The organism is Methylobacterium thuringiense (assembly GCF_022179645.1).
GTDB lineage: Bacteria > Pseudomonadota > Alphaproteobacteria > Rhizobiales > Beijerinckiaceae > Methylobacterium > Methylobacterium thuringiense.
In genome coordinates this window covers 1-20,268 of the sequence record NZ_BPRA01000028.1, presented here as the reverse complement: position 1 = coordinate 20,268, position 20,268 = coordinate 1, and the positions used below count along the sequence as shown (strand labels likewise).

Annotated in this window: 20 protein-coding genes; 9 read left to right on the top strand and 11 right to left on the bottom strand. The window is 67.8% G+C overall.

Annotated features, from left to right (window positions below; genetic code table 11):
• Positions 1 to 21 precede the first annotated feature (21 nt).
• The 4 genes from MFF07_RS21375 to MFF07_RS21360 form a co-directional block, all read right to left on the bottom strand.
• The gene (locus tag MFF07_RS21375; protein WP_238232845.1) at positions 22 to 1,443 is read right to left on the bottom strand and encodes a DUF2254 family protein; all 1,422 of its coding nucleotides are present in this window, start codon (positions 1,441 to 1,443) and stop codon (positions 22 to 24) included.
• Positions 1,440 to 2,519, bottom strand: coding sequence for an endonuclease/exonuclease/phosphatase family protein (locus MFF07_RS21370; protein ID WP_238232844.1), 1,080 nt, complete (start codon positions 2,517 to 2,519; stop codon positions 1,440 to 1,442). The genes MFF07_RS21375 and MFF07_RS21370 overlap by 4 nt, the downstream gene beginning before the upstream one ends.
• A gap of 474 nt (positions 2,520 to 2,993) precedes the next feature.
• Positions 2,994 to 4,229, bottom strand: coding sequence for an MFS transporter (locus tag MFF07_RS21365; RefSeq protein WP_238232843.1), 1,236 nt, complete (start codon positions 4,227 to 4,229; stop codon positions 2,994 to 2,996).
• 328 nt (positions 4,230 to 4,557) lie between these two features.
• Complete coding sequence (locus MFF07_RS21360) at positions 4,558 to 5,103, bottom strand: TetR/AcrR family transcriptional regulator (RefSeq protein WP_238232842.1); 546 nt, start codon at positions 5,101 to 5,103, stop codon at positions 4,558 to 4,560.
• 124 nt (positions 5,104 to 5,227) lie between these two features.
• On the opposite strand from MFF07_RS21360, the gene MFF07_RS21355 reads away from it, so the two are divergent.
• Complete coding sequence (locus tag MFF07_RS21355; RefSeq protein WP_238232841.1) at positions 5,228 to 6,061, top strand: N-acyl homoserine lactonase family protein; 834 nt, start codon at positions 5,228 to 5,230, stop codon at positions 6,059 to 6,061.
• 182 nt (positions 6,062 to 6,243) lie between these two features.
• Here the strand turns inward: MFF07_RS21355 and MFF07_RS21350 are convergent, their stop codons facing one another.
• Entirely contained in the window at positions 6,244 to 7,044 is an 801-nt protein-coding gene (locus MFF07_RS21350) for a pentapeptide repeat-containing protein (protein ID WP_238232840.1), read from the bottom strand.
• Positions 7,045 to 7,256: 212 nt separating this feature from the next.
• Here MFF07_RS21350 and MFF07_RS21345 point away from each other — a divergent pair, with 212 nt between their 5' ends.
• Both MFF07_RS21345 and MFF07_RS21340 read left to right on the top strand, forming a co-directional pair.
• Entirely contained in the window at positions 7,257 to 7,889 is a 633-nt protein-coding gene (locus MFF07_RS21345) for a Crp/Fnr family transcriptional regulator (protein WP_238232839.1), read from the top strand.
• 499 nt (positions 7,890 to 8,388) lie between these two features.
• Positions 8,389 to 8,727, top strand: a complete 339-nt coding sequence (locus MFF07_RS21340; protein ID WP_238232838.1) for a carboxymuconolactone decarboxylase family protein — start codon at positions 8,389 to 8,391, stop codon at positions 8,725 to 8,727.
• 196 nt (positions 8,728 to 8,923) lie between these two features.
• Here the strand turns inward: MFF07_RS21340 and MFF07_RS21335 are convergent, their stop codons facing one another.
• The 3 genes from MFF07_RS21335 to MFF07_RS21325 all read right to left on the bottom strand — a co-directional run bounded on the left by MFF07_RS21335 (position 8,924) and on the right by MFF07_RS21325 (position 10,094).
• Complete coding sequence (locus MFF07_RS21335; protein WP_238232837.1) at positions 8,924 to 9,196, bottom strand: GCG_CRPN prefix-to-repeats domain-containing protein; 273 nt, start codon at positions 9,194 to 9,196, stop codon at positions 8,924 to 8,926.
• Positions 9,197 to 9,282: 86 nt separating this feature from the next.
• A complete protein-coding gene (locus MFF07_RS21330; protein ID WP_238232836.1) occupies positions 9,283 to 9,675 on the bottom strand; it encodes an acid-shock protein in 393 nt (130 codons plus the stop codon).
• Positions 9,676 to 9,746: 71 nt separating this feature from the next.
• Positions 9,747 to 10,094, bottom strand: coding sequence for a GCG_CRPN prefix-to-repeats domain-containing protein (locus tag MFF07_RS21325; protein WP_306424655.1), 348 nt, complete (start codon positions 10,092 to 10,094; stop codon positions 9,747 to 9,749).
• Positions 10,095 to 10,283: 189 nt separating this feature from the next.
• Between MFF07_RS21325 and MFF07_RS21320 the strand changes: the two genes are divergently transcribed.
• Both MFF07_RS21320 and MFF07_RS21315 read left to right on the top strand, forming a co-directional pair.
• Positions 10,284 to 11,003 carry a response regulator gene (locus MFF07_RS21320; protein WP_238232835.1) on the top strand — a complete coding sequence of 240 codons (720 nt, stop codon included), beginning with the start codon at positions 10,284 to 10,286 and terminating at the stop codon, positions 11,001 to 11,003.
• Positions 11,000 to 12,340 (top strand): ATP-binding protein, encoded by a 1,341-nt coding sequence (locus MFF07_RS21315; protein ID WP_238232834.1) that lies wholly within the window; start codon positions 11,000 to 11,002, stop codon positions 12,338 to 12,340. Before MFF07_RS21320 ends, MFF07_RS21315 begins: the two co-directional genes overlap by 4 nt.
• 121 nt (positions 12,341 to 12,461) lie before the next feature.
• On the opposite strand, the gene MFF07_RS21310 is transcribed toward MFF07_RS21315, so the two are convergent.
• Positions 12,462 to 12,872: a hypothetical protein gene (locus MFF07_RS21310; RefSeq protein ID WP_238232833.1), complete on the bottom strand. Its 411-nt coding sequence runs from the start codon at positions 12,870 to 12,872 to the stop codon at positions 12,462 to 12,464.
• 318 nt (positions 12,873 to 13,190) lie between these two features.
• Between MFF07_RS21310 and MFF07_RS21305 the strand changes: the two genes are divergently transcribed.
• Together MFF07_RS21305 and MFF07_RS21300 are read left to right on the top strand one after the other, a co-directional pair.
• Positions 13,191 to 13,688 (top strand): GNAT family N-acetyltransferase, encoded by a 498-nt coding sequence (locus MFF07_RS21305; protein WP_238232859.1) that lies wholly within the window; start codon positions 13,191 to 13,193, stop codon positions 13,686 to 13,688.
• 240 nt (positions 13,689 to 13,928) lie between these two features.
• On the top strand, positions 13,929 to 14,312 hold the full coding sequence (locus tag MFF07_RS21300; protein ID WP_238232832.1) for a nuclear transport factor 2 family protein: 384 nt from the start codon (positions 13,929 to 13,931) through the stop codon (positions 14,310 to 14,312).
• 125 nt (positions 14,313 to 14,437) lie between these two features.
• Here the strand turns inward: MFF07_RS21300 and MFF07_RS21295 are convergent, their stop codons facing one another.
• Entirely contained in the window at positions 14,438 to 14,908 is a 471-nt protein-coding gene (locus tag MFF07_RS21295) for a cupin domain-containing protein (protein WP_238232831.1), read from the bottom strand.
• Between the two features lie 166 nt (positions 14,909 to 15,074).
• A complete protein-coding gene (locus MFF07_RS21290; protein ID WP_238232830.1) occupies positions 15,075 to 15,449 on the bottom strand; it encodes a response regulator in 375 nt (124 codons plus the stop codon).
• Between the two features lie 267 nt (positions 15,450 to 15,716).
• Between MFF07_RS21290 and MFF07_RS21285 the strand changes: the two genes are divergently transcribed.
• Positions 15,717 to 16,694, top strand: coding sequence for a sensor histidine kinase (locus tag MFF07_RS21285; protein WP_238232829.1), 978 nt, complete (start codon positions 15,717 to 15,719; stop codon positions 16,692 to 16,694).
• Between the two features lie 165 nt (positions 16,695 to 16,859).
• Positions 16,860 to 20,069 carry a hybrid sensor histidine kinase/response regulator gene (locus MFF07_RS21280; protein ID WP_238232828.1) on the top strand — a complete coding sequence of 1,070 codons (3,210 nt, stop codon included), beginning with the start codon at positions 16,860 to 16,862 and terminating at the stop codon, positions 20,067 to 20,069.
• The last annotated feature ends 199 nt before the right edge of the window (positions 20,070 to 20,268 follow it).

The following is a 20,268-nucleotide window of genomic DNA, read 5'->3' as shown; positions in this document are numbered from 1 at the left end:
GCTGCGCGACTTCAGCTCCCGCTACGACACCGTTCCCGGTACGCGGGTCGAGCGCGAGTTGAGCTTGCCCAGGCTGGCGGCAAGGTCCGCCGTCGAGGCCGAGACGGCGCCGGACACCGAGGCGAAGCCCCGCGCGAGCAGAGCCTCGGAAAGGTCCGCGAGCGCAGCTTCGAGCTGCCGGGTGAGGACGTGTTCGCCGAGGCTGGACAACGCGCGGTGGGATACGTCCGCGAGCCGTTCGGCGGTCGGCTGACCGACATGGCGGAGCAGGATGGCGAGGGTCGTGATTGCTTCGGCCAGGGTCTGGGGCTGGATCGACTCCGACGCCACCACGATCACGGCCTCAAGCGCGTCGGTCGCAACGGTGGGGGCGGCATCCCGATAGACGACGCAGGAGCTCGCGTCCTCCCGCGCCTCGGTCTCGCCAGCGCTCCATTGCGAGATGACGTCCCGCAGGGCCTGGATGACCGAGATGCCGGGGCTCGGGTTCGACTTCGAGGTCGAGACGGAGGTCCAGGCGATGGTCGCGAGTTGGTGCAGGCCGTAGGCAGCGTCGTGCTTGAGGTCGCGCCCATCGTCGTAGTCGAGCGCCGCCGACGTCTCGTCGATAATGGATGCGCGCGCGTCCGCTTCGAGCGCGACGCCCGGCCGGCACCGGACCCTGAACAGGGGGTCGTGGACGGCTCGGTAGGCCCCGACCGCGATGTCGAACTCGATCTCGACCGCGCCCTTCGCATAACGCTCGACGGCCCTGCCGATGCGCGTCGGGTCAATGCCGACCACGTATCCGCTTTCCCAGGAGCACACCGACGCGACGACGGGCCAGCCGTGCCGGGAGGTCCTGCGCGTCCTCGCGAGCAGGTCGAGATCCGCCGCGCGGGCTTCGAGCACCCGCCCGTGGATGAACTGGATGATCTGCGCCGGGCGCATCTGGTCGATGGTGTTGTAGATCATCACGATGATGAGGCAGAGCGCCGAGGTCGTGAGCAGCAGCGCCAGCGTCGTCCCGAACACGGGCCGGTGAAAGCCGGTGTTGGTCACGAGGGTCATCAGCACGAACACCGACAGGCCGACGAAGTAGCCGAAATAGAACTGGTTCGTGCGCCGGGCCATGAACTGGTCGGTGACCTGGGCCGTCAGGGCTGCGGCCCCCTGCTGCACCGCGATCAGCAGCAGCGAGAACGTGATCGACGTGACCGTGATGATGCTCGACGCCACGGTGGTCAGCAGGCTTCCGAGGGCGGCGCTGTCCCCGAGCAGTTCGCCGAGCCAAGCGAACCCGGTCGGGGGCTGGCCGCCGGACCACGACCTGTCGGCGAGGTAGACCAATGCGTTCAGCCCGACGAACCCGAGCACGGTGGCGAGCGGCAGGGCTAGGAACTGCCGGAAGGATCTCCGGACGGCGTTGACGAAGCGACGTGGGACCGACTGAATGGACTTCATGGTTCCGGGTGTCCCTTGATCCGCTCGATGGCGTCCGCCGCGGCGAGGGTGTCGTTGGCCGCGGTGACGTCACTCGCGTCGGGAGGGGCAACAGGATCGACGGGCGGACCCGTTCGCCGGCATAGGCGGGCGAGGTAGGGGAAGTGGTCGGACCCGAAGGCGTCGAGCCGCTCGATGGAAACCGGCTCGAATCCCCCCTCGTGAAAAATCTGGTCGAGGGGCCAGCGTAGCCAGGACGATCCGGCGTTCCAGGTTGCGACGTAGCCGTAGCCGCGGCGCGGGTCGACGAGGCCCGAGAGCCGTCGCATGCGCTCGACCGCGATCTCCCACGGGGTGGCGTTGAGGTCGCCCGCCAGGATGCCGGGCTCGACGCGCTCGTTCAGGATGCCCGCGGCGGCGTAGAGCTCGGCGTCCCTGCCGAGGGACGACTGCCACGGGAGCGGCGGCTTCGGGTGGAGCCCGATGAAATCTATGGTCTCGCCGGTCCGCATGGTCACGCCGGTGACGATGGCCGGCGTCTCCCGATTCGCCAGATGACGAATCTCGCCGTTGACCAACGGCAGGCGCGAATAGAGCTCGATACCGTAGTACGACCCGGTGATCCGCTTCAGGACGTTCGGCATCCGCTTCCGGAGGGGATCGAGCGCCCCGTCCCACCACGCATCCGTCTCCATTGCGAGGAACAGGTCGGGGTCGGCTCGTCCGACGGTGTCGAGCAAACCGGGAGAATTGCTGTTCCCGAGCTGAACGTTCGCGATCAGGACGGACAGGCTGCGGTCCGCCGGGCATGCCTCCACGTGGCCACCCCCGTCCGGCCGGTACGGCCACAGGATTGTGACATTGACCGCCAGGGCCAAGAGGACCGCTGCCAGGACGAGGCCAGTCAGCCACCGTGCCGTCGACGGGAAGAGCAGGACGCCGACGCCGACCACCATGAGGCCGATGGCCCAATGCAGGCGCGGGAAGTCGAGCAGCCGTACGGCCCACCACTCGGTCGGGACCAGGGGCAGGAGCGTGCAGGCGACCAACGCTGTGGCCGCGCAGAGGGTAACGACGTGGAGGACGCGCCGGATCACGGTACCGGCGCCACCGCCGCTCAGCGCATGTCCTTGGGGAGATGCTGTATCGGGTTCGTACGAGAAAGCGCGCCGTCACCCTGTACGGCCCCGCCCTTCATGACGTCGGTGGAGGACTGGATGGCGCTCGGGGGCGCGACACGGCCGTTTCCGCCGTCGTGCGACGTGCCCGACGGCAAGGTCCCCGGGGTGGGCTGGTCGATCCGACTGGCCGCTGACTGCGCGAACGCGGGGGCCGCAACACCGAGGCTGGCCAACACGGCCACGAGGGCGACTGCCCAGGGGATTCTATTCGTCATTGCAGAGTGATGTCCGTTCCGGCTGCCATTGGGACTGCGATCTTCCAGCCCCAATGCCTCCGCGTGGTCCGTGTTCCCGCCTCATCGGACACCCATTCGCGACCGCCGGCAGGGTTCGGCGCGATCCCAGGATCGGGCACGGGTCGGGATACCGGACGTTGTCGCGACCCAAAGTTCAGGCCTTGACGCCCGACGGTTCCGGCATCCGGGTCAGCAGCAGGGCCGCGGCGGTCCCGATGGCGCTGGAGACGAGGAACGCCGCGGTGAACCCGCTGAGGTCGACGATGCTGCCGGCAAGCACGTTCGACAGGGCGATGGCGACGCCCTGGACGGTCGCGATGGCTCCCGAGGCGAGGTTGTAGCGGCTCTTGTCCTCCATGAAGTCGGCGATCATCAGCGGCTTGATCGCGCTGTAGAGGCCGGTGCTCACGCCCTCCAGGGACTGGACCGCGAACAGCCAGATCGCGTCGTCGGACACCGTGTAGAGCAGCGCCCGGACAGGCAGCATCGCGAACGCGAACAGGATGATGGGCTTGCGCCCCCAGCCATCGGCAAGTCGTCCGACCAGGATGGCCATGGGGAGCATCACGACCTGGGCCGCGATGATGGTCGTCGACGTGATCGCCGCCGACCAATCCTCGTGCGCCAAGGAGATCTTCTGGGCGACGAGCGAGGCCATCGGCCCGTTCGCCAACTGAAACAGGAAGATCGACGCGGCGAAGATCAGGAGGGGGCGGTTGGCGAGGAGCACCTTGAGTGCGGAGCCGCCCTTCGCCTTCGGCTTCACCTCCTCAGCGATCTCCTGTCCGACGATGTCGCGCGGTATGGAGAGCACGGCCGCCGCCGCCAGCAGCGATAGGGCGGGTACCAGGAAGAACACGGCCCGATCCGGGAAGCCGTAGCCCACCAGGGCGATCAGGACGGCGATGCAGACGTTGCCGCCGCGGTACCAGGCGCTGTTGCGGCCCATCCGGCGCGAGAGGCGCGCCTTCGGGAAGATGCCGAGCGTGAGGCCGGCGATGGTCGGAGTGAAGCTGCTGCCCGCCGCGGTCAGGACCGTGAAGGCCACCAGCACGGGCCAGAACTGCGGCCAGATCGCGATCACCGCAGCCCCGACCGACGCCGCCAGAAGGGCGGCCACAATGGCCATACGCTTGTCGCGCGCCCGGTCGATGACGGCGCCGAGGGGCGCCTGCAGGCCGACGCCGATGAGACCCGCAATGGTGGTCACCAACCCGACGGTCGTCGCGCTCCACTCCCGGTGCACGAGCAGGAAGACGTTGAGGTAGGGTCGGAGCCCGCCGTTGACGTCGACCAGGGTCAGGTTGAGGAGGTCGAACTTGCGCGGGTGCAGGTCCCGCGCCTCCCCGGCTCCGTTCGCCGGACCCAACCGTTCCGCGTTCCCGCTCATGCTCTCATGCCGCCTGCTTCCATGCCGATGTGGAGGGGAGTGACGTCCCTGCACCGATTGCGTTCCATCGGCGCCGTTCCTGTTTCCCGGTGAGACAGGGAAGGCATCGTCGAGATCCCAATTGACCGCGGGCCGTCCATCGGGATCTCGGCCGGGTGGGATTCAAGCCGATCCTCGCGTTCGGGAACGGCAGAATCGTCATGGACGTGGCGAGGTCGGGTGGCGGAAAGATCCGCCTCTGCATGGTCCAAGCTCGAAGGCTGACAGATCACGCCGCCATCGAACGCAGGTCACGGCACCGGAGCGAACATGCTGCCTGACACCGACATCACGTGACGGGATGCGTACTCAAGGCTTCGGCGACGCAGTCTTTCACGAAGGCTTTGTCGACGGGCTTTCGGAGAACAAGAAGGCGAAACCAGACGGGAGCCACGAGCCTTTCGATCAGGCGGAGGCCATCCAGGCCCAACCCCGCTTCGCCGCGTTCCGATGCACGGTCGATCACGGCCATGGCCTGCTGGAAGCGATGCGTCCAGAACGCGGCGATGGCCGCATCGGCCGTCTCGTCGCTGCCATCCCCCGCCGCCATGGCCCAGCGCACCAGTCGCTCATGGACCGGGTTCGACAAGGCCGTCGCGACCTGTTCGAGATAGGCGGTCAGATCGCTTTCGAGGGTGCCCGTATCCGGTATCGCGACGGCATCGTCGGACACGCTGACGAGAATGTCCGCCAGCAGGTCCGCGCGTGTCGGCCAGCGTCGATAGACGGTCGAGGGATCGACCCCGGCCCGGTCGGCCACCGCGCGATGGGACAGACCCAGGATGCCGTTCTGCAGGAGCTCGGCCTTCGCTGCGTCCCTGACGGCTTCCCGCACGCGGGCATTCCGGCCTCCTTCCCGCCGACGGGGAGGGCTTGCGTCGGTCATGGCATCTCCCGTTGACGACACCGTTCGCTTGATCCATTTAAAAACTACAAATGTCGTTTTAAGGAATCATCCTGTGAAGATCCACCCCATCCGAACGGGCGACGTCCAGATCAAGTCCCGCCACCAGCACGCCCTTCAGAAGGCGCGACCGAGACGCGCCCTCGATGTCATGTTGGACAGGAACTGGAGCCCGCGCCTGCCCATCGGCTGCTGGCTGGTGGAGCACCCGGAAGGTCTGGTTCTCGTCGATACGGGCGAGAGCTCGCATGCAAACGATCCCGGCTACCAGCCGTGGTGGCACCCGTTCATGCGGACCTGCGAACGACGTTGGGTGAAGCCGGAGGAGGAAGCGCAGGCCTGGGTGCGGGCGCTCGGCTTCGATCCGCGCGACGTACGTTGGGTCGTGATGACCCACATGCACGGAGACCATGCGGGCGGCATTCCCGGCTTTCCCCGCAGCGAGTTCGTGCTGAGCGCCACCGAGGCGAAGGCGGCCCTGGCCCGGACGGGTCCGCTGAACGGCTACCTGAACATGCACTATCCCGACTGGTTCAAGCCCCGCACGGTCGAGCATGCCGACGGACCCTGGGAAAGCTTCGAGGCCAGTACGAAGCTGACGTCGGACGGACGCATCCGCATCGTGCCGACGCCCGGGCACACGGACGGGCACCAATCCGTCGCGATCGAGCAGGACGACCATCTCGTCCTCGTCGCGGGCGATGCGTCCTATGACGAGCAGGCCATGCTGACGGGCGACGTCGATGGCGTGGCGCAGAGCTATGAACGTCACCGCGATACGACCGAGCGCTTGAGGGCGCTGTGCCGTCGTCACCCCGTCGTGACGCAGTTCGCTCACGACCCCGGAAGCGCCGACAGATTGAAGAACGGCATCCGCACCAGGGCCTGACGGGGGAAAAGACTGCCCTCAGGACCGGAAGGAGACCACGAAGCCTTGGAACGGCCGCTGTCGGATCGGGATCGAGCCAACCCGAGGAGTGGGTTGGATCGCCACCTGCCGGTCCGTCCGTACGACGGGGATGGACATCCGGACGTAGGCACGCTTCCCGCCAAGGCGGCGGGCCTCGGGACTCAGTTCGACGCTCCGGTGATCGCGCGGTCGACGTTCACGCGGGCGGACCAGTCCTTAGCGCTGTCCTGCCCCTTGAGGGAGACGAGGCGGGCGCCGCTGACGTCGACGTTCTTGAAGTCTGCGCCCGACACGGTCGCACCGGTGAGGTTCGCCCCCGACAGGTCGGATCCCATCAGGACCACGTCGGTGAGGTTGGCATCCGTAAGGTCGGCGTATTCCAGACGCGAGCGACCGAGGTTCGCCCCCTTCAGGTTGGCACCCCTGAGGTTCACCGAGACGAACACGGCCCGCATCAGGCCCATGGACTGGTTCTTGATGTCGGCGCCGCCCTTGAGGTCGACGAGGGTCGCTCCGCTCATGTTGGCGCCCTTGAAGTCGCCGATGGGCATCGACCGGCTGAGATCGGCCCCGCTGAGGTTCGCGTCTCGGGCGGTAATGCCGAACATCTTGGCGCCGACGAGCTTGGCGCCGCTAAGGTCGGCCTTGATGAACCAGGCCTGCTCCAGGTTCGCGCCCGACAGGTCGGAGCCCCGCAGGTTGGCCTTGTTGAGCCGGGCGGTACGCAGGTTCGCGCCCTTGAGGTTGAGCCCGGAGAGGTCGAGGCCGGCGAGCGCCTTGTCGGAGAGGTCGATGGGCTTGCCGTCCGCCTTGGCGATCAGCGCCTCGACGTCGGCCCGGGTCATCTCGGCCTTGGTCATCGCGGCAGAGCCCATGTCGGCACCCAGGAGCAGGTCCTGCTCGGCATGGGCGGGAGCAGCCAGGAGCATGGAAGCGAGCAGAAGGGGGGCGAGGCGGCGCATGGTTTTCTCCCGATGGTTTCGCCCCGGCCCACGGGAAGCCTTTGCTTCCTCATGCCGTCGCCCGAGCGGATTTTTGTTCTCTAAGGACGGTGGTACTGAGGTCAGTTCCAAGCGTCTGTGACCCAGGTCACCGAAGGCTGTGGATCCCAAGGTTTCACGCATCGACCGGGGCATGGTGGCGCTCAATGACCGCCAGCCCGAGGAGGAAGACCATGCAGAGCGCCGATCAGGTCGAGCGCTGGATCGAGCGATTTCCGCTGGTCCGGGATTTCAGCGCGAGCCATCTTCAGCTCGCGCGGGGCACGGTCGCTTTCCCCATCCTGGAAGCCGGGGCGATTGCTTACGAGCTTCAGGACTCGTGCGCGAACTACCTTATGTGCATCGACGGCCGGACCCGGGTATTCCGGATGTCCGAGGGTGGCCGGGAGATGCTGATCTACAAGGTCGGCGCCGGCGGGACCTGCGTCCTCACCACCCAATGCCTCCTGTCGGGCGGGGGCTTCCCGGCGCAGAGCGTCGCCGAGGCCCGAACCGAGCTGGCCGCCCTCCCGTCCGACACCTTCCGCCAGCTGATGCGGGAGAGCGACGCGTTTCGGACCTTCGTCCTCGACGACTACACCAAGCTCCTGTCGGGAATGTTCGACCTGGTGGAGGAGATCGCGTTCGCCCCCTTGGAGCAACGCCTTGCCCGGCGACTGCTGGTCGAGGCCGATGTCGACGGGATCGTCTGGAAGACCCACCAGCAACTTGCGTCGGACGTCGGCAGCGTGCGCGAGGTCGTCAGCCGCCTCCTGGGCGAATGGGCGGACGAAGGCCTCGTCGAGGTACGACGTGGCCAAGTGTAGGTCATCGACCGGGCGAGCCTGGCGGCCGGCAGGCGGAATCCCTGCTGATCGATCAATCAAGTTCGGACGTCATCGACATGGATATCGGCCTTCGCGTCGAACCGCGAAAAATCGAATTTACGACATACGGCCCAGGCAGGGCCCCGGTCTGGTCGGTGACCTTCGCGGTCCATGCGTCGAGCGGTTACGAGCACCTCTGCACGGTCATCGTCCCCGGGCCACGGGCACGACGACGTAACCGACATCTGCGAGAGGGCCCGGGCCGAGCTTCGACGGATCGCCGCGCTGATTTCCAATCCGCCGCCCGATCCGCTGGAGGAGCCCGCGCCGGCGGCCGACGGCAAGCGCACCAAAGGACGTCGTTCCGTACGGCTACCATGAGGACGTCGGCCAGGTTGCCATGGCTATGACGCCAAGCTACCTACTAGATGGTAGGCGCATCGGTTCGCGTCTCGTTAAGGACGGCTCCCGACAGAGCCGCATTTGGAGGAGATCCGAGATGGAAAATTGGAATGGCTACCGTGGTGAACTGATGTCCACCCTGGGACAGATGGGTCAGATCAGCCCCGAACTCCTTAGCGCACATGACAAGCTGGCATCGGCCAAGCCGAAGGAGCCGAAGCTCGATGACAAGACGCGGGAATTGATCGCCCTCGCCGTGGCGGTGACGACCCGGTGCGATGGATGCATCGCCTTCCATACCGACGCCGCGCGCAAGGCCGGCGCGAGCCAGGAGGAGATGGTCGAGGCATTGGGTGTCGCCGTGGCCTTGAATGCCGGCGCGGCGCTTGTCTACAGCGCCCGGGCATTCGACGCCTTCACGCGCGACGCGGGCTAACAGGCGCGGCCGAGAGACGATCAATTCTGCGGAAGCATACTCAGCCACCTCGGTGAGAATGGGGCGTATGCGTCTCGCCGTTGCTGAGGATGCCAAACCGTCCGACCCTCATTACGGCAGAGCCTCGCCAAGTCGGTCGACCTGGCGAGGCTCTTGAGGAGTGGCGTTCAGTCCGGGATCGAACGAGCCGTCGTCGTCAGCGGCGGCAGCGACCGCCCGGTCCGCGGTAGAGGCCGGGCGGACAACCGCGCGGTGCGCCGGTGATGGCCCGCCGCATGGCACCGCGCGGCCCGCGGTTCAGGCGGCAGCCCCCGAACGGACCGCGATGGGCGCCGAAGCCACAGCCGGCGCGGACCTGGACGATGGGGGCGTCGATGCCGATGCCGCCGGCCGGCATGGGCAGGGCCTGGGCCCCGCCTGCCATGAGCAGCGTCGCGAACCCGGCGACGATGAGACCTGTGAGCTTCATCCTGATTCTTTCATTCTGGTGGGCGCGGCATACGGGCCGTGCCCTGGGGGAAATCGCTATCCGAACCCCGATCCCGGGCGTTCGGTTCACTTGGCGCGGCAGGGTCGCTCCGCGCGGACGACGCGACCGTCGTGGTCGGCGTCGAGCCGTGCGAACCGCTTGGTGGACGTAGCGTCGATCTCCTCGTCGGTGAGGAAGCCGTCGCCGTCCGCGTCGATGGCCCGGAACCGCCCGGCAGGGTCGTAGGGTCCCTTGCCGGGACGGGCGTCCCACCAGGCCGCCCATTCCGCCCGGCTGACGCGCCCGTCGTGGTCGGCGTCGGCCAGCATGATCCGTGTGCGGTTCCGCGCAAGGAACGTCGACAAGTCGACGCCGAGGCTTGGGTCCTTCGGCGGGTTGGTGCCGACAGGCGTTTGGGCGGAGGCGGCAGACCCCGCCAGGAGCGTGCACAGGGTCAGGCAGGCGATAGCCTTCGTCATGATCGCACCTCTCCCGTCAAAGGGTCGTCGCGGGGCCGCGCCGGATGGCACAACCCCAAGCCTCAATAGTGTCACCAACGGTGATGCCACCCGCGATGGCCCCAGCCTTGGTGGCCCCACCCGCGATGGCCCCAGCCAACATGCCGGTAGCCGCCCCAGCGGTGCCAGCGAGGACCGCCCCAACCGAACCGTCGCGGTCCGTAGAACGCGGGCCGGAAGGCGTAGGGCCGGTAGAACACCCTCGGTCCGAGGTTGGGCCGGCAGTAGCCGTAAAACCCGCGGTGACCCCCGAGGCCGCAGCCGTCGCGGGCCTCGGCCGTGCCGGCGGAGGCCAGCGGCGCCGCCAGACCGGCCGCCAGCAGGGCCGCGGGCAGGAGCCGCCTCAACAGGGTCGGCGCGCGTACCGCTTCCTTCGTCATCGCCTCGTCTCCCGATGCGGTGTTTCGACTGCCCGCACCTTGCCGCTGGCCTGTCGCAGGGATTTGCCGGGAAACCCCGTTTTCGTCGCGAGCCGTCGCGTGTTCGAAGGTCCCGATACATCTCGCGACAGAATCCCTCGGGAGGCGGACAGCGCCACGCGTTAGGGTCCGGGACGAAAGGTTCGGAACATGGACGACGCACACATCCTGGTGGTCGACGACCATCGCGACATCCGGGATCCGCTCGCGGCCTTCCTTAGGAAGCACGAGCTCAGGGTCACCGTCGCGGCCGACGCCGCGGCCGCTCGCGTCGTTCTCGCGGGAAACGCCATCGACCTGGTGCTCCTCGACGTGATGATGCCGGGCGAGGACGGGCTCTCGCTCTGCCGCCACATCCGGGAGGCGTACGACACGCCCGTCATCCTCCTCACCGCTCTGGCAGAGGGGACCGACCGGATCGTCGGCCTGGAGATCGGGGCCGACGACTACGTCACGAAGCCGTTCGAGCCGCGCGAGCTCCTCGCCCGCATCAAGAACCTCCTCCGGCGCACGCGCGCGCTTCCCCGGACCCGGGACGGGGCGGACGGACGTAAGCTGGCGTTCGACCGCTGGACGCTGGACACCGACCGGCGCGAGCTCGTCGACGACGCCGGCACACCGGTGACGCTGAGCACAGCCGAGTTCCGCCTGCTGGCGGCGCTGACCCGGCACCCGAGGGTGGTGCTGTCCCGTGACCAGCTCCTCGACCTGACCAGCGGCCGGACCGCCGACGCGTTCGACCGCAGCATCGACAACCAGGTCAGCCGCCTCCGGCGCAAGCTGGAACGCGACCCGGCCAACCCAGGGCTCCTCAAGACCGTCTGGGGCGGTGGCTACGTCCTGGCTGCCGAGGTGAGGACGGTGCCGTGAGGCTGGTGCCGCGCTCGCTCGGCGGACGGCTGGCGCTCCTCCTCGTGCTCGCCGTCGTAGGCGCCCAGGCCGTGGCCTTCGCGATGTTCGCGCACGAATCCTCGCGGGTCGGTCGCGCGGCGGCCCGGACCCAGGTGGTCGACCGCATCGCTACGCTGGTGCGCCTGCTCGATGCGGTCCAGCCCGACACAGTCCCGAGTGTGGTCGCGGCCTACGGTTCCCCCCGCCACCGCTTTACCATTGATGCAGAGAGCCTCGTGCCGGAAGGCGCGATGGGGCCCGACGAGGCACGGCTGGCTCGGCGGATCGACCGACGCATGAAGGACGACGCCAGCCAGTCGCGGATCGCCCTGGTCGAACGGGACGTCGGAGAGGACTCCTCCCAGGGCCGCCTGTCCGACAGAACCCAGGCCCTACGGGTATCCGTCCGGCTCGACGACGGCCGCTGGCTCAACGCCGAGGCCCCGCTCGCGTCCCGGACGCCGCCGTGGATGCGCATCGCGCTCATCCAGGTCCTGGCGAGCGTGGTCGCGGTGCTCTTGGTCGTCGCCATCGCACGGCGCGGGATCGTCGGACCGGTGGCGGACCTCGCCAGGGCTGCGGAGAGGGCCGGTCGTGGTGCCACGTTCGAACCGCTACCGGAGCGTGGCCCAATTGAGTTGCGGACCATGACGGCGGCGTTCAACCTGATGCAGGAGCGCTCGGGGGCCTTCGTCGCCGACCGCACCCGGATGCTGGCGGCCATCAGCCACGACCTGCGCACCCCCATCGCTTCGCTCTGGTTGCGGGCGGAGATGGTCGAGGATGCGGAGCTGCGCGCGGCCATGGTGCGTACGATCTCGGACATGGGGCGGATGGTCGACGCGACCCTGGCGTTCGCCCGTGACGATGCGCTCGCCCAGAACGGCGGCCCGTTGGACCTCGCCGAGATGGTCCGGGCGCTCGTTGAGGACCATGTGGTCCTGGGGCGGGACGTGACCGTCTTATCGCCGGCCGACCTTCCGTTCCATGGCCGGCCGGTCGCGCTGCGTCGGGCCCTCGACAATCTCGTCGGGAACGCCGTCCGCTACAGCGACAGGGCGCGGATCACCCTTGAGCGGGGCGGTGACGGCATCCGGGTCCTCATCGACGACGACGGGCCGGGCATTCCGCCAGACAGGATCGAGGAGATGTTCGCGCCCTTTGCGCGGCTGGAAGGCTCGCGCAACGCGGACACGGGCGGGACCGGTCTCGGCCTCGCCATCGCACGGTCGGCAATCCGTGCCCATGGTGGTGACGTAACGCTCGTCAATCGGGCCGATGGCGGCCTGCGGGCCGAGGTGACCCTTCCGGCCTGAGGGCAAAACTGACTTCTGGACTGGCCCGGAAATGGGTACGCCGTGCGCCTGGATTGCTCCGGGCACACGGCGTTCACGCTACGAACCTCACCGTGGATGGCGAGACGTCAGGCGGCCTGGATCAGTACCCGTAACCGTAGGCCGGGTAGCCGTAGCCATAAGCCGGTGCGTAGGCGGGAGCGTAGCCGTAGCCACCGCCGTAATACCCGACCGGGCGACCATACCCATAACCACCGTAGCCGTAGCCGCCGTAGCTGTTCGCCACGATGGCACCCGCGGCGAGACCTGCGATGCCGAGGCCGATGGCAGCGCCTGGGCCTATGCCGCGGCGATAGCCGTAGCCGCGACCGTACCCGCCGCCGTAACCGCGGTATCCGCCGTAACCGCCTCGGAAGCCAACGCCACGGTAACCGCCGCCGTAGCCATAGCCGCCGTGGCCGTAGCCACCGCCCCAACCGCGAGCCTCTGCAGGCGCCGATGCCAGAAGGCCGAGGCCAAGCAGCGCGGTGGAAGCAAGTGCGAGCTTGCGCATTCGATAACTCCTATCGTTAGTGATGTGGGCCAGAAACAACCTCGCCTAGTTGACCGTTCCGGCGTCAGGTGTGGTCCAACACGTCACGGCACTTGGCCTGTCATGACGCCGCGGTTCAGCGGATGTGATTTCGAGGACCGTGTCGTTTCCGTCGAACCCGTCCCCATCGCCGCCCAACGGCATGCCGTGTTGGACAGCGTCCTGCGAAAATCTGCGCCGGACCAGCGTCCGGTGTTTCCTTGACCCGATGCGATGCTTGGTACCGTCCGATTGAGATCCACGGCTGACCCGACGAGACGACCAGGGTATGTGGTCCGCATGATCATACGTCCTGAAGCCGGCACGGACGCCATCGCGATCCGTGCGCTCGTCTCCGCCGCCTTCGATGATGCGCCTCACGCCAGCGGCACCGAGGCGGACATCGTGGACGCTCTTCGCGAGGGCGGCGTGCTGACCCTTTCCCTTGTCTGCACGGTAGCCAACGAGGTCGTAGGGCACGTCGCCTTCTCACTCGTCGTGGTCGGATGCGCGGCGGAAGGTTGGTTCGGGCTCGGCCCCGTGGCAGTTCAATCCGAATATCGCGGACAAGGTATAGGCCAACGCTTGATCGAGGCGGGATTGAGCAGGCTGCGGGAGCGTGGTGCCGGGGGCTGTGTCGTGCTGGGTGATCCTGCCTATTACCGACGCTTCGGCTTCGCTGCCGACCCAGCTATCGTCCTCGCCGGGGTGCCCCCTGAATACTTCCAGTCCTTAAGCCTGTGCGGGAACCGCCCGGAGGGCGAGGCTCGGTATCATCTCGCCTTCGGCGCGGCCTGACGTCAGCAAACCACTTCCAGCCGAGGCTGCCGGATGACCGACAAATCGTCGCTTTCGGCAAGCGCCGATGGCGGTCCCGACGACCACGTTGGGTCGATATCAACCTGCCCAACCCATGATCGGATGAGGTGGACCACCGAAATGCGGCCTCCCTCGGGACCTCAGCGGCGTTCGACATCGTGAGGTGATGGATCACTGGACGGGTTACTGAGGGGCAACCGCCACACCTCCGAGGGTGTCATGTCCGATCCTACCCGGAACAAGGCGAACGTCGTCGCCTTCTACGAATTGATGTTCAACGAGTGCCGTCCGCGTGAAGCCATCGAGCGCTACGTCGGAGACACGTACATCCAGCACAATCCGCATGTAGCGAGCGGCAAGGACGGCTTCGTCGACTACTTCGAGCGGATGGCGCGCGAGTGGCCGGGTAAGCGTGTCGAGGTCAAGCGGGCGGTGGCCGAGGGCGATCTCGTCGTTCTACATTGCTTGCAGAAGTGGCCGGGCGGCAGCGACTACGCTGCGATGGATATCTTCCGGCTCGACGCCGAGGGGAAGATCGTCGAGCACTGGGACGTGCTGCAGGTGATGCCCGAAGCGTCCGAGAATCCGAACGGGATGTTCTAGGATACGGGTGGCTCGCCGTATCGTACCCGGGGCACGTGACTGGATTCTGCACGCATGACCTGCAAGGCAGAATGATCGTCAGGGCGAAGCCGAGGATGCTGCCCGCATCCCCGGCCTCACAGAGGTTACGCCGCCCTGGCGGTGACCTTCGCGAAGGTGCCCGTCGCGATCTGGTCTTCGAGCTGCGCCTTGAAATCGGCGATGCCAAGGACCTGGACGGGATTACCAGCCTCATCGAGGAACTCGTAGAGCGCGTCCTCGATGTTGCGGTTGCTGAAGAACACGATGGCGTCCTCGTCGCCGCCGCCTTCCAGATGCGGCTCGCCGTTCGCGACGCCCGAGACGTAGCTGCCCGTGGGACGGGTCTCCTTGTGGGTCCCGTCCTGCCGGTAGAACCGGAGCTCGCCCTGCATCACGAGCGTCACGTAGGGGCTCTTGTGCCGGTGCAGCATCACCTTCTGGTTCGCCGCGAACTTGAAGACGACGTCGACGATGCGGTTCTCCTCATCGACCTTGTAGACGAAGAAGGCGATGTGCGGCAGCCAGTCGAGCGTCCGCCAGGTGATGTTGCTCTCGTCGAACATGGGCTTCGGCATTCCGTTTCCTTCCGTTGCCCCCCTCCGGCCGCTCTCGGGCGACGAACGGCTTTCCGCCGCATCGGATGGTTCAGGCAGAGGGCAACGCCCCGCACGACGGATCGATGCGGCGGAGCCTAGCGACCGAGCGAACTCCCCTCATAAGGTCATCGGAAAAGGCCGACGGTCAGACCGCGTGCTCGATGGCATCCACGACCTGGTCGGCGCTGTAGGGCTTGGGCACGAACACGCCATGGTCGGGGATCTCGCCATCGGCGAACCGCCGGCGCCCCGAGGTCACGACGAGGCGGATGTCGGGCCAAGTGTGGTGGACGCGTCCGGCCAGGGTCACCCCGCACATGGTGCCCGGCATGTCGACGTCGGTGAATAGCGCGCCGATGTCAGAGCGCTCGTGCAGGATGAACCACGCCTCGTCGGCATGGCGCGCCTCGACGATTGCGAAGCCCGCGTCCTCAAGCATCTCGATGGCGCACAGGCGCACGAGATCGTCATCCTCGACGACGAGGACGGCCGAGGCTTCCATGGAGCGCTTCGTCGTCATGGAACGGTCAACACGAACTGAGCCGTTCGGTTGCCGCCGATGGCTGCGTCATCTGCCGTCCCGTGCCCGAGGACCCAGGGGTCCACGTTCGATTGCGGCCGACCAGGCGACCACTGCCGGCCTATACATCTCGCTTTGTTGATGGCCGCGGGAGGCGACAGCATCGGCCGATGCGGCAAGTTTCGGAGCAAAGGCGTCCGGTGCGAGTTCCCACTGCCAAGGTGGGAACGCGCCTCCGCATCCCCTAGGCTCGGTTCGAGAAGACGCATGGTCCAAGGCACGACTCTGGCCGGTGACGAGTGGACGTTGGAGAGCTTCACCGGGGCGATCCACCGGGGCGGCGTCGGCCTATGGGCATGGTCCCCGGAGCGGCGCCTGGCGCAACTCGACGGCCTTTGCCGGGAGTTCTGGGGCACGACGGAGCCGGTCGTCACCATCGATGCCCTGTTCGAGAAGGTCGCTTCCGACGACCGCCACGGCATGATGCTTGACTGGGCGGCGAGCGCCACCGACCCGCAGCCCTACAGCTTCGACTTCCGGATCGGCGAAGGCGCCGACGCCCGATGGATCTCGGCGCGTGGCGTAGGCGGGGATGCCGGCAAGGTCGGCGAGTGGGTGCAGGCCATCTTCCTCGACATCACCGACCGCAAGCGCGCCGAGGAGGCCGAGCACCTGCTGACGTCCGAGCTCGCCCACCGCGTCTCGAACATGTTCACCGTCGCCCGCGCGCTCACCGCCATCGTCGCCCGGGACGCCAAGTCGACCCCGAGCTTCGCCGAGGACCTGTCGCAGCGCTTCGGGGTGTTGCACGAGGCGACGACCATGGCGACGCGGTCGCACAAGCTCGACCGGGGCGAGGTCAGGTTGGGCGACCTCGCCGAGCGTATCCTGTCGCCGTACCGGAACGGCGCCAACATCGCCGTCGACATCGAGGCCGCCGCGGTCGCCGGCCCCGACAAGGTCAACGACTACGCGATGATCTTCCACGAGCTCGCCACCAACTCGGCAAAGTACGGCGCCCTGTCCGGGGGCGGCGAACTCAGGCTGGTCGGGCGCGTCGATCACGACGTCCTGACCCTCGAATGGACCGAGGGCGCCGCGCCGGCCGGGACGACCAAGGCGGAGGGCACGGGATTCGGTTCGCGCCTGCTCAAGCAGACCATCGAACGCAGCCTGGCCGGCCGGTTCGAGCGCACCATCGACGACGGCGGCCTGCACTTCCGGATGGTCGTTCCGTCGACCTGACCGGCACGCGGCCCACCGGGCGAACCGGATCGGCGCCGTGCCTCCATGTGGCCCCGCCCCCCTCGGCATCGGCCCATTCCCCATCCGTGGATCCGAGCCCTGCGTGCATCGGCCCACCCCGAACCGTGGTTCAGCACCCATGGCGAATTTGCTAGACGGCCCCGCGTGACAGACGCGACAGACTTTCCCAAGCTGGCCGAAACCGAGGCCGAGACCGTCCTGCGGGATACCCACCGCATCCTCTCCGAGATCGCCGGAGGGGAGGACATCACCGATCCGTTCGCCGCGGCCGTGCGCGCGACGCGCATGCCGATGATCGTCACGGACCCGCGCCAGCCGGACAACCCGATCATCTTCGTCAACCGAGCCTTCAGCCGTCTCACCGGCTACGCACGCGAGGAGATCATCGGGCGGAACTGCCGCTTCCTCCAGGGGCCGGAGACGGACCGAAGCGACATAACCCGCGTGCGGGAAGCCATCGCGGCCCGGCGTGGCATCGAGGTCGCCCTGCTGAACTACCGCAAGGACGGCACGACCTTCTGGAACCAGCTGCTGCTGGCGCCGGTGAAGGACGCCGCCGGCGAGGTCGCGTACTTCTTCGCCAGCCAGTACGACGTCAGCGCCGACGTGCTGCAGCTTGCGGCCCTGCGCGGCGAGAACGCCGCCCTGTCGGCGGCCCGCGCCACCGACGCCGAGCGGCTGCAGTTCAGCGAGATGGCCCTGCGGCTGGCCACCGAGGCGGCCGAGATCGGCACCTGGGACCTCGACATCGTCGCCGACGCCCTGACGTTGTCTGAGCGCACACGCGGGCTGTTCGGCCTTTCGCCGAACGCCCCGTGCGGCCTCGATACGCTTCGCGACGGCCTGCATCCCGACGACCGCGAGGCGACGTTGTCCGCGTTCGCCGCAACCCTCGATCAGGAGCGGCGCGCTTCGTTCGAGGCGGAGTTCCGTGTGGTCTCCCCCATCGACGGCACCGTGCGATGGGTGGGTGCCAAGGGGCGTTGCCTCTTCGACGAGAATGGCCATGCCTTCCGGGCGCTGGGGACCATGGTCGACGCCACCGCCCGGCGCGAGACCGAGGAGCGCTACACGGCGCTGTTCGAGGCGGTCGACGACGGCTTCTGCATCATCGAGTTCATCGACGGCCCGCACGGTCCGGCGACCGACTACGTCCATACCGTCGCTAACCACGGCTACGAGCGCCAGACCGGGATCGCGAACATCGTCGGGCGGACCCTGCGCGACATCGCGCCCGACGAGGCCGAGGGCTGGCTCGACCTCTACGGAGGCGTGTTGCGGACGGGGGAATCAATCCGGTTCGAGCGTGCCTTCCCGGAGGTCGGCCGTCACATCGAGGTCTCGGCCGCACGGATCGAGCCGGCGACCCGGCGACAGGTCTCGGTGCTGTTCCGGGACGTCACCGCGCGCAAGCGCGTCGAGGCCGACCTGCAGGCCAGCGAGGCGCAGTTCCGCGCCTTCGCCGAGGCCGTGCCGAACCAGGTCTGGGCGGCCCGGCCGAACGGGAAGCTGTACTGGTTCAACGGCCAGGCCTACGCCTACACCGGCGTCGAGCCGGGCAGCCTGAACCGGATCGCGACCTGGGTCGACCTGATCCATCCCGACGACCTGTCGGCGGCCCGGGAGGGCTGGGACCGCTCCATCGCCACGGGCGAGCACTACGAGGTCGAGTTCCGCATCCGCGGCGCCGATGGCGCCCATCGCTGGTTCCTGGCGCGGGCGCAGCCGGTCCGGGATACGGCGGGTGCGATCACGCAGTGGGTCGGCACCCACACCGACATCGACGAACGCCGGCGCCAGTCCGAGGAGCTCGAACGGCAGGTCGCCGCTCGCACCGCTGAGCGGGACATGATCTGGAGGGCCTCCTCCGACATGCTCTGCGTAGCGAACTTCGAAGGCCGGTTCGTCAGCCTGAACCCGGCCTGGGCGGCGACGCTCGGCTGGACCGAGGCCGAGATGAAGGCGAGCCCGTTCCTCGACTTCGTCCATCCCGACGACCGCGCGCTGACCGAGGAGGCCGCGGCCGGCCTCGCGCGCGGCGACGCTCAGATGTCGTTCGAGAACCGCTACCGGCATCGCGACGGCGGGTGGCGCTGGCTGTCGTGGAACGCCGTCCCGACCGGCGGCCTGATATATTCTACGGTGCGCGACGTCACCGCCGCCAAGGCCCAGGCCGAGGCGCTCGCCCGCACCGAGGAGGCCCTGCGGCAATCGCAGAAGATGGAGGCGGTCGGGCAACTCACCGGCGGCCTCGCCCATGACTTCAACAACATGCTCGCCGGCATCGTCGGCTCGCTGGAGCTGATGCAGACCCGCATGCTCCAGGGCCGGATGGGCGACCTGGAGCGTTACATCGGCGCCGCCCAGGGCGCGGCACGGCGGGCGGCGGCCCTGACCCACCGCCTGCTCGCCTTCTCCCGGCGCCAGACCCTCGCGCCCAAGCCGACCGACGTGAACCGGCTGGTCGAGGGCATGGAGGAACTCGTGCGCCGCACGGTCGGGCCTGCCGTGTCCGTCGAGGTGGTCGGCGCCGGTGGCCTTTGGTCGACCCTGGTCGATCCGAGCCAGCTTGAGAACGCCCTGCTCAATCTCTGCATCAACGCCCGGGACGCGATGCCCGACGGCGGTCGCATCGTGGTCGAGACGAGCAACCGCTGGCTCGACCGGGCCGGTGCCCGCGAGCGCGACCTGGAGCCGGGGCAGTACGTGGCGCTGTGCGTGTCGGACAACGGCACCGGCATGCCGCCGGAGGTGGTGGCGAAGGCGTTCGATCCATTCTTCACCACCAAGCCGATGGGAGAGGGCACGGGCCTCGGCCTGAGCATGATCTACGGCTTCGCGAAGCAGTCCGGCGGGCAGGTGCGGATCTATTCTGAGCCCGGCAAGGGCACGATGGTCTGCGTCTACCTTCCCCGTCACCGCGGCGAGGCTGAGGCGTCCGAAGCGGTCCCGGACCTGTCGGAGGCCGCCCGGGCCAAGGCCGGCGAGACGGTGCTGGTGGTCGACGACGAGCCGACGGTGCGGATGCTTGTCACCGAGGTGCTGGAGGATCTCGGTTATGCGGCCATTGAGGCTGCGGACGGTGCCTCCGGCCTTAAGGTGCTGCAATCGGACGTGCGCGTCGATTTGCTGGTAACCGATGTCGGCCTGCCCGGCGGGATGAACGGACGGCAGATGGCGGATGCGGCCAAGGTGTCGAGGCCTGGCCTCAAGGTGCTGTTCATCACCGGCTACGCCGAGAATGCCGCGCTCAACCACGGCCATCTCTCACCGGGCATGGAGATCCTGGTCAAGCCGTTCGCCCTGGAAGCCCTCGCAACGCGCATCCGCGGGCTGATTGAGGAGAGACCCTGACGTACGTGGCCCATCCAGGCATGGCTCACCGAAGGCGGTGGCAAGTAGGTATTGGGCAGCCTGAACCGACCCCACGCCGCTATGGCGTCGTGCATCGAGCATGTCGCACGGCCGGCCACCCGATGGAGACCCTATTGGTCTAATCCTGACGGATTCCACTCAGCCCTGGGTCCGCTCCCGACCCTGGCTGTGTCAAAAC

Bases quoted from the DNA above. Each gene is read 5' to 3' on its own strand.
- MFF07_RS21375 (WP_238232845.1), bottom strand. From the start codon at position 1,443: ATGAAGTCCATTCAGTCGGTCCCACGTCGCTTCGTCAACGCCGTCCGG.
- MFF07_RS21365 (WP_238232843.1), bottom strand. From the start codon at position 4,229: ATGAGCGGGAACGCGGAACGGTTGGGTCCGGCGAACGGAGCCGGGGAG.
- MFF07_RS21350 (WP_238232840.1), bottom strand. From the start codon at position 7,044: ATGCGCCGCCTCGCCCCCCTTCTGCTCGCTTCCATGCTCCTGGCTGCT.
- MFF07_RS21345 (WP_238232839.1), top strand. From the start codon at position 7,257: ATGCAGAGCGCCGATCAGGTCGAGCGCTGGATCGAGCGATTTCCGCTG.
- MFF07_RS21340 (WP_238232838.1), top strand. From the start codon at position 8,389: ATGGAAAATTGGAATGGCTACCGTGGTGAACTGATGTCCACCCTGGGA.
- MFF07_RS21335 (WP_238232837.1), bottom strand. From the start codon at position 9,196: ATGAAGCTCACAGGTCTCATCGTCGCCGGGTTCGCGACGCTGCTCATG.
- MFF07_RS21330 (WP_238232836.1), bottom strand. From the start codon at position 9,675: ATGACGAAGGCTATCGCCTGCCTGACCCTGTGCACGCTCCTGGCGGGG.
- MFF07_RS21325 (WP_306424655.1), bottom strand. From the start codon at position 10,094: ATGACGAAGGAAGCGGTACGCGCGCCGACCCTGTTGAGGCGGCTCCTG.
- MFF07_RS21320 (WP_238232835.1), top strand. From the start codon at position 10,284: ATGGACGACGCACACATCCTGGTGGTCGACGACCATCGCGACATCCGG.
- MFF07_RS21310 (WP_238232833.1), bottom strand. From the start codon at position 12,872: ATGCGCAAGCTCGCACTTGCTTCCACCGCGCTGCTTGGCCTCGGCCTT.
- MFF07_RS21305 (WP_238232859.1), top strand. From the start codon at position 13,191: ATGATCATACGTCCTGAAGCCGGCACGGACGCCATCGCGATCCGTGCG.
- MFF07_RS21300 (WP_238232832.1), top strand. From the start codon at position 13,929: ATGTCCGATCCTACCCGGAACAAGGCGAACGTCGTCGCCTTCTACGAA.
- MFF07_RS21295 (WP_238232831.1), bottom strand. From the start codon at position 14,908: ATGCCGAAGCCCATGTTCGACGAGAGCAACATCACCTGGCGGACGCTC.
- MFF07_RS21290 (WP_238232830.1), bottom strand. From the start codon at position 15,449: ATGACGACGAAGCGCTCCATGGAAGCCTCGGCCGTCCTCGTCGTCGAG.
- MFF07_RS21285 (WP_238232829.1), top strand. From the start codon at position 15,717: ATGGTCCAAGGCACGACTCTGGCCGGTGACGAGTGGACGTTGGAGAGC.